This is a genomic window from Stenotrophomonas maltophilia group sp. Smal32, from assembly GCF_030237085.1.
GTDB lineage: Bacteria > Pseudomonadota > Gammaproteobacteria > Xanthomonadales > Xanthomonadaceae > Stenotrophomonas > Stenotrophomonas maltophilia_Q.
This window is the reverse complement of record NZ_JASJSI010000151.1, coordinates 1-8,157: the sequence shown is the minus strand read 5'-3', so window position 1 is coordinate 8,157 and position 8,157 is coordinate 1. Positions and strand designations below refer to the sequence as shown.

The 8,157-nt window shown below is 68.6% G+C and carries 3 protein-coding genes; 1 reads left to right on the top strand and 2 read right to left on the bottom strand.

Annotated features, from left to right (window positions below; all coding sequences use genetic code 11):
* Nucleotides 1-291: 291 nt before the first annotated feature.
* Both QRO91_RS20930 and QRO91_RS20925 read right to left on the bottom strand, forming a co-directional pair.
* A complete protein-coding gene (locus QRO91_RS20930; RefSeq protein ID WP_285310545.1) occupies nt 292-3,819 on the bottom strand; it encodes a hybrid sensor histidine kinase/response regulator in 3,528 nt (1,175 codons plus the stop codon).
* A 95-nt stretch (nt 3,820-3,914) separates the two neighbouring features.
* Nucleotides 3,915-7,460 (bottom strand): ATP-binding protein, encoded by a 3,546-nt coding sequence (locus QRO91_RS20925; protein WP_197620549.1) that lies wholly within the window; start codon nt 7,458-7,460, stop codon nt 3,915-3,917.
* Between the two features lie 164 nt (nt 7,461-7,624).
* Between QRO91_RS20925 and QRO91_RS20920 the strand changes: the two genes are divergently transcribed.
* Nucleotides 7,625-8,157: YceI family protein (locus tag QRO91_RS20920; protein ID WP_285310544.1), on the top strand; the 533-nt coding region annotated here is incomplete at its 3' end.

The window sequence follows — 8,157 nt, the reverse complement described above, 5'->3', positions numbered from 1 at the left end:
AAAAGCAAACGACGCGGGGGCCGCCCACCCGCCAAACACCACAAACTGATTTTGAAAACGCGCAAGTGGCGCGCCCCCCGCGCCCCCACCAACCCCGGCGGGGCGGTGGGGGGGGGGGGGGGGGGGGGGGGGGGGGGGGGGGGGGGGGGGGGGGGGGGGCGCCCCCCCCCCCCCCCGGGGGGGGGGGGGGGGGCCCCCCCCCCCCCCCCCCCCGCCCCGCCAACCCACGGAATGCTCGCTGTTGCTGTTGCTTCGGCCTCTGCAGGTGCAGGGCCGCAGGCCCTGCCGAACCTACCTACCCATCACCCTGGCGATCGCTTCCACCAGCAGCTCACCGGTCACCGGCTTGCGCAGGAAGCCGCCGATGCCGGCCGCCTCCACCTGCTGCTGCAGGTCCGGATCGGTGCGCGCGGTCACCGCCAGCAGCGGGAGCATGTAGCCCTGGTTGCGCAGGTGCTGGGCCAGCTCGAAGCCGCTCAGGCCCGGCAGGTCCAGATCCAGCAGACCGACATCGAAATCACCGGCACTGATCTCGCGCAGTGCCGCCAGCGCATGGCCCGCGTGCACCACTTCATGGCCGCGTGCACTCAACAGCCCGCGCACCACATCAGCCACGGTTGCATCATCCTCGACCAGCAGCACGCGCAACGGCGGCATGTTGGCCGCATCCTCGCGGTGCGCTTCGCCCTCGGCCTCTGCGCTGGCATCGACCACCAGCGGCAACGGCAGGGTCACGCCAAAACACGTGCCGCGGCCAAGCTGGCTCTCCACCTGGATACGCCCCTGCATCGCCTGCGCCAGTTCGCGGCAGATGGCCAGGCCCAGGCCACTGCCACCGTACTGCGCAGCGGTGCGGGCACCGTCGGCCTGCTCGAAACGACGGAACAGGCGCTGCTGCTGTTCCTGGCTGATGCCCGGCCCGGTGTCGCGCACTTCGAAGTGCAGCGCGCGCAGCTCGCCGTCGCTGCGCGCATGCAGGGTGATGGTTCCGCGGCTGGTGAACTTGACCGCGTTGGAGAGCAGGTTGAGCAGGATCTGCCGTACCCGCATCGCATCGCCGGTCGCCTGCAGGCCCGGCGGCAGCTGGTTGTCGAGGGTGAAGCGCAGGCCCTTTTGTGCTGCCAGCGGTCCCATCAGGGCGGCAAGATCCTGCAACAGGCAGCTCAGCGCGAACGGCTTGGACTGCAGTTCCAGCCGTCCGGACTCGATCCGTGCCAGGTCCAGGGCATCGTTGACCAGGTGAAGCAGGTGTTCGCCGGCATGCCGGATCGACTGCGTGTAGCCGCGCTGCTGCGGGTCCAGCGGTGAAGCCAGCAGCAGTTCGCTCATGCCGAGCACGCCGGTCATCGGCGTGCGGATTTCGTGGCCGAGATTGGCCAGGAAGCGGGTCTTGGCCGCCGAGGCCTGCTCGGCCAGTTCCTGTTTGTGCAGTGCCAGCTGATAGGCGTGGCGCCGCTGCAGGCGGCGGCGATACAACCAGGCAAACCAACTGGTCAGCAGAAGCGCGATCGAGGCCAGTACCAGCAGTCCGGACAGGCTGCGCCACCACGGTGGCTGCACGCGGAATTCCAGGCTCTGCACCCGCGACCAGACGTGGTCAGCCGAGCGCGCCTGTACTTCCAGACGGTAGCTGCCCGGCGGCAGGCGCGAGAACAGGCGCTCACCGGCCGGTCCCACTTCCACCCAATCGGGGTCGTAGCCGGCCAGGCGGTAGCGGTAGCTGTTGGAAGCAGAATCGGCGAACGACAACAATCGCGCGACGATGCGCAGGTCACGATCACCATCGGCAATCTGCAACGGCGTGTCGTGGGTCAGGTCGAGTACCGGCTCGTTGCGGCGGACTTCAACCCGCTCGATCACCAACGGCGCGCGCCGTACCGACGGCCGCACCTGCTCCGGGTTGAACACCACCACGCCAGCCGGTGTACCGGCCACCAGATGGCCATCGCCGGACATCGTCAACGTGTGCTCGCGGAACTCCTGGCTGGGCAGGCCGTCGTGCACGCCGTACAGGCGCACACTCTGCCCATCGGCGCCAACGCGGACCAGGCCGCGCGCACTGGTGGCCCAGGCCACGCCCTGCGCATCGACCACCAGCCCGGAGGCGGAGATCGCCGGATAGCCCTGCTCCGCGCCGACCACGGCCTGCCGCTCCAACCGGCCCTGGCTCCAGCGGTAGCGCGACAAGCGACCATCCTCCGACAACCAGACTTGGCCATCGCGGCCCACGTGCAGCGCATGGATCGCCGTCGCCGGTGCACCCGGCACCGGCTGGAAGCGCTCGCTTTCCGGCAGCCACTGCAGCAGGCCACGGCTGCTGGCCAGCCAGATGTGGTCCTGCGGTCCGCATTCCACGTCGAGGTTGAGCTGGCCCTGCTGCAGGCCGCGCTGGCCGTTGTCCAGCTGGCGGCGCAGGCGACCGTCGAGGTCACGCTGCTGCAGGCCTGCAGGCAACATCAACCACAGACTGTCGCCGTCGCAGGTCATCATCGACTCGATGACCCCTTCCATGGTTGCGTCGGCCCCGGCATCACGGCCCCAGCGACGCAGGTCACGCCGCTTCGGGTCGTAGCGCAGCAACGCATCGGTCGAGCCGATCCAGACCTGGCCACGGCGATCCTCGCGAACCGAGGACAGCCAGTACATGCCGTTGACCCAGGTGCGGTGCTGCTCGATCTTTCCGGTCTTGGGATCGAACCGGTCCAGCGCGCCGTGGCTGCCAACCGTCCAGATGCCGCCATTGCCGGAAGGGCTGGTGCCCAGCACGAAGGCATTGCGCAGCGAACCGGCGTCATCCTCCAATCGCGACAACACCGAGAACTGCCACCAGCGCGGCAGCAGGTGCCACAGGCCGGCATTGGTACTGGCCAACCAGATGCCGCCTTCGCGGTCCTCGTAGGCGCCAGTCCAGTTCGGTCGCACCGGCCCGCGCGCAACAGCGCTGTACAGCGGAACCGTCTGGTACTGCCCATCCACGGCCCGACCCAGCCCGGTACGGGTATCCAGCCAATGCCCGCCCTGTTCATCACGCAGCATCATGCCGAGCACCTGCTCGCCCGGCGGTAGTTTCCATGGCGGCGATTCAAAACGCCCGTCGGGGCGACGCACCGTGGCGCCGGCCATCGTACTGATCCACAGGCTGCCATCGGGTTCGCTGGTCAACCCATTGATCAGCAGGCTGGGAATGACATCCGTGCCGACCCGCTCGAAGTCGGTACCGGTCCAGCGCGCCACGCCATGCTTGGTGCCGACCCACAGGCTGCCATCGGCCAGCGTCGCCAGATACGGCACCGAGGCAGCGGGCAGGCTGCGTGGATTGTTGGCCTCGGGCAGGAAACGCTGCAGGCGATCCTCGCTGTCCAACCGGTACAGCCCACCTTCGTGGGTCCCGAACCAGATCGCACCGTCGGGGGTGGTCGCCAGGCTCCAGACCGTGTTGGTCCCCATCAACGGCTGGCTGCTGCGGTCGTAGAAATGCAGCTGGCGGCGGTCGGCCGACATCCGTACCAGGCCCGCGTTCTCGGTCCCGATCCAGAGCTGGTTGCGCGCATCGACCAGCACCGTCCAGATGCGGTTGTCGCGCAGGCCATCCTCCGAGCGCCAGATCCGGTAGTTGCGCCCGTCGTAACGGGCCAGGCCGTCGTTGGTGGCGATCCACAGGTAGCCGTAGCGGTCTTCGGCCATGCGGTTGACGGTATTGGAGGGCAGGCCGTCGAACACCGTCACCTGGCGCGGGCTGGGTGGCACCGGCTGCGCGGCAGCGGGTGACAGGCCGCACAGGAGGATCAGCAGCAGCATCGCCGCCCGCAGATACACCACCGATTGCCTCCTCACGCTGCCCTGATGATTCCCGCGCCGCGGGCGTCGGCATGGTAAACCGAAAGTCGCGCCGTTCACGCCCGGCGCCGACGTTTTCAAGTTGTGGTCTGTCGTTTGGCGCGAGCCTGGATGATCGCTGCCACCAGCATGTCGCCGGTGACCGGCTTGCGCAGGAAACCATCGAAACCGGCAGCGAGCACCTGCGATTCGGCATAGGCATCGGAGCGGGCGGTCACCGCCACCAGTGGCAGCTCGTAGCCCAGGGTGCGCAGCTGGCGGGCGATCGCAGTGCCGTCCAGCGCCGGCAGGTCGAGATCGAGCAGGCCAACATCGAAGCCGTCGGTGGCGATCTCCGACAAAGCCCCCAGGCCGTGCAGCACATGCACTACGTCATGGCCGCGGCTGCGCAGCAGGCCGGCGATGACCTCGGCCACGGTGGCATCGTCCTCCACCAGCAGGATGCGCAGTGGCGGCAGCACCGGCTGCGCAGGCGCTTCGCCCGCGGCGGCGGCGGCCTGCCGGGTCCAGGGCAGCGGCAACCGCACCCGGAAGCGCGCGCCCTTGCCTGGCTGGCTGTCCACTTCGATGCGCCCGCCCATGGCCACGGCCAGCTCCTGGCAGATCGCCAGGCCCAGCCCGCTGCCGCCATAGCGCGAGGCCGTGCGCGGGCCCTCCGCCTGCTCGAATCGGTGGAACAGCCGCTCCTGCTGCTCGACATTGATACCCGGACCACTGTCGTGCACTTCGAAACAGAGACCGCCGCCGTTCCTTTCCAGGTGCACGGCCAGGCCGACATGCCCGCGCTCGGTGAACTTGATCGCATTGCCCAGCAGGTTGAGCAGGATCTGCCGCACGCGCATCTCGTCGCCACTGACGCTGATCGGGCCGGGCGGATCGTCGCCACGCTGGAAATCCAGCTTGCGCTGTTTCGCCATGGGCTGCATCAGCGCCTGCACCTGGTCGAGCAGGCCGGCCAGGTCGAACGGGCGCAGATCCAGCTCCAGCCGGCCTGCCTCGATGCGCGCGAGGTCCAACGCATCGTTGACCAACCGCAGCAGATGGCTACCGGCCTGCTGGATGGAGCCGGCATAGCTGCGCTGCACCGGGTCCAGCGGTGTGGCCAGCAGCAGCTCGCTCATGCCCAGCACGCCGGTCATCGGCGTGCGCACTTCATGCCCCAGCGTGGCCAGGAACCGGCTCTTGGCCTGCGAGGCCTGTTCGGCCAGCTCCTGCTTGTGCACGGTCAGCTGCCATTGCTGGCGACGGCGCAGGCGCGCACGGATCGACCAGACCAGGATGAGCAGCAGCAGCGAACCGATCAGGATGTAGCCGAAGATCGCCATGCCGCTGCGCCACCACGGTGGCAGCACCTTCACCTGCAGCTGCTGTGAAGGCGTCCATGCACCATTGGCGGTGGCCGCCTGCACTTCGATGACGTAGTTGCCGGTGGGCAGTCGCGATAGTGTGCGCTGGCCGTCGCCGCCCTGCTCCACCCAGTTCTGGTCATACCCGCGTACGCGGAAGCGGTAGCGGTTGCCCTGCGGGTTGGCATACGACAGCAGCCGCGCATCGATCTGCAGATCGCGATCATCCGGTCCCAGCAGCAGGGTGCCGGTGTTCGGCAGCGGCTGCCAGCCGCGTGCATCGTCGCGGCGCACGCGCACCTCGGCAATCACCAGCGACGATCCGGGCAGCACCACGTCGTCGGCATTCACGTCGAAAGCGACCAGGCCGGTCTGGGCCACGGCCAGCACGCGGCCATCGGCATTCACCGCCGGCGGCCGGCTGGTGAATTCGGCATCGGACAGGCCATCGCGTTCATTGAACAACTGCAGGCGCCGGGCTTTCGGGTCCCAGCGCAGCAGGCCGCGCGGCGTGGTCGCCCACACCCGGCCATTGTCGGCCAATGCCAGGCCACCCATGCTGACCGGCGGCACACCGGCGCTTCCATCAATGCGCTGGATCAGGCGCAGGCTCATGCCATCCCACTGGTAGCGCTCCAGCGCGCCCTGGCGGGCCAGCCACAGCTGCTGCGGATCCACCCACACCAGGTCGTAGATCAGCCCGCGCGAGACCCCCGGCACCGCTTCGAAGCGACCGGCCTGCTCACGCCAGATGCCCATGTCGCCCATTACCCATGCCTTGCCATGGGCATCGAAGCGGATCTGCTCGATGGGTGAATCGGCCGCTTTGCGGAAATCCTCGAGTGGATAGCTGTGCAGCACCCGGCCATCCGCGCTGCGCTGCTGCAGGCCCAGGTTCATCACCGAAAGCCAGACCGTGCCATCGGGCGCCTGCCGCATCAGGTCGATGCGCTGGCGCAGGTCGGCGCCTCCATCGATATGCCAATCGTGCAGCGCGCGGGTGGCCGGGTCATACACGCTGATGCGGCCGGCACGCCCCAGCCACAGGCGCCCGTCCGGCCGCGGTAGTACCGACCACACCGCACCGCTGCCGATCTCGCGGTCGCTGGCCAGCAGGCGCAGCGTGCCGTGCGCATCCAGCTGATACACACCGTGCGCCGAACCCACGTAGTAGTTCTGGCCGTCACTGGCCGCGCCCAGCAGGTACTGGCTGTCCAGCGGCTTGCCATCGAGCTGGTTCCAGATCGAGAAGCGGCGCCAGTCCGGCGGCAGATAGGCCAGCCCCTGGGTCAGCAACGCCACCCACAGTCCGCCCTCATGGTCCTGCAGCAGATCGAGCACACCGCTCTGTGCAGTGAGGAAACCACTGCCGCGGTCACCATCGAGCCGCCACAGCGCACTTGCGTCGCCTCGCAGCAGGCCGTCGGACGTGCCCGCCCAGTAGCCGCCCTGGCGATCGGCCAGCACCAGCGCCGAGCGCAGGCGGGCGCTGTCGCTCCAGCGCGGACGACTGACCCGGTCCTGCGCGTCGATGCGGTACAGGCCGTCGTTCTGGCTGCCGACCCAGATCGAGCCATCCGGATCGCGGCTCATCCGCAGCACGCTCAATGCGCCCAGCTCGTGCGGCGCCACAGGCTCGAAGTCATGGCCATTCCAGCGTGCGACGCCGGCCTCGGTACCGATCCACAGGCGCCCCCGCGCATCCACCAGGCTGCTGTAGATGGTGTTGCTGGGCAGGCCGTCGGCACGGGCCGGGTCGTGCTTGAAGAAACGCAGGCTGCCGTCCTCGCCGAAACGGCAGATCCCCTGGCTGCTGGTGCCGATCCACAACGCATCCCCGGCGTAGGCCAGCGTCCAGAACTGGCTCATGCAGGGGCCATTGACCGCATCGAAGGTCCTGAAGCGCTCGCGGTCGGCATCCAGGCGGGCCACGCCCTTGCCATTGATGCCCACCCACACCCGGTCCAGCGGATCGACCAGCAGGGTCTCGATCTCGTTGCCGGGCAGCGAGCCGGGCTGTTCCGGATCGTGCTCCCAGACCCGCAGCGAGCTGCCGTCGTAGCGCACCAGCCCGCCATCGGTTGCGGCCCAGACATGGCCCTGGCGGTCTTCGGCCAGTGCCAGCACCATGCGCGACGGCATGCCTTCGGCGGCACCGAAGCGCCGCAGGCGCGGCGTTTCTGCCATGTCCAGGGCTGCAGCCGCCGTGGCAGACGCCAACAGCAGCAGCCCCATTGCCGCGATGCCCATGCACCACAGGCGCCAGCTGCTCGTCATCCTGAACCCCCTGTCCTGCCCCGATTGTCACACAGGGCCGGGGTCATGGCTGCAACAGCCTGTTGCCGGGGCAGGACCACCACGAACTGTTGCAGCCATGCACGCATCCTTGGCAGGGGCCTGTGCGTATGATCACAGCGTCCCCCTTCCGGAGCCCGCCATCGATGCGTCCCTGCCTGGCCCTGCTGCCGATGCTGCTCGCCACCGCTCCCGCCTGGGCGGATGCAGATACCTATCGCCTCGATCCGGTGCACACGCGGGTGCTGTTCACCATCGACCACGCCGGCTATTCGCAGGCCATGGGTACGGTGTCCGGCAGCGAGGGCCGCCTGCAGTTCGATCCCGACAACTGGCGCGAGGCCACGCTGGACGTCGAGGTCCCCGTGTCGCGATTGGACCTTGGTGATGCCAAATGGAACCAGGCCACGCTGGCCCGCAGCCTTCTGGATGGCGAGCGTTTCCCGAAGGCACACTTCGTCTCCACCCGGGTCGAACCGATCGATGCCAAGCGCGCCCACGTGATCGGCACGCTGACCCTGCGCGGGGTCAGCCAGGAAATCACGCTGGATGTGACCCTCAACGCCATCAAACGCTACCCGCTCCCCCCGTTCCGACGCACCGCCGGCTTCTCCGCCAGCACCACCCTGAGCCGGCGTGCGTTCGGCATCACCGCCTGGCCGGGCGTCATCGGTGATGC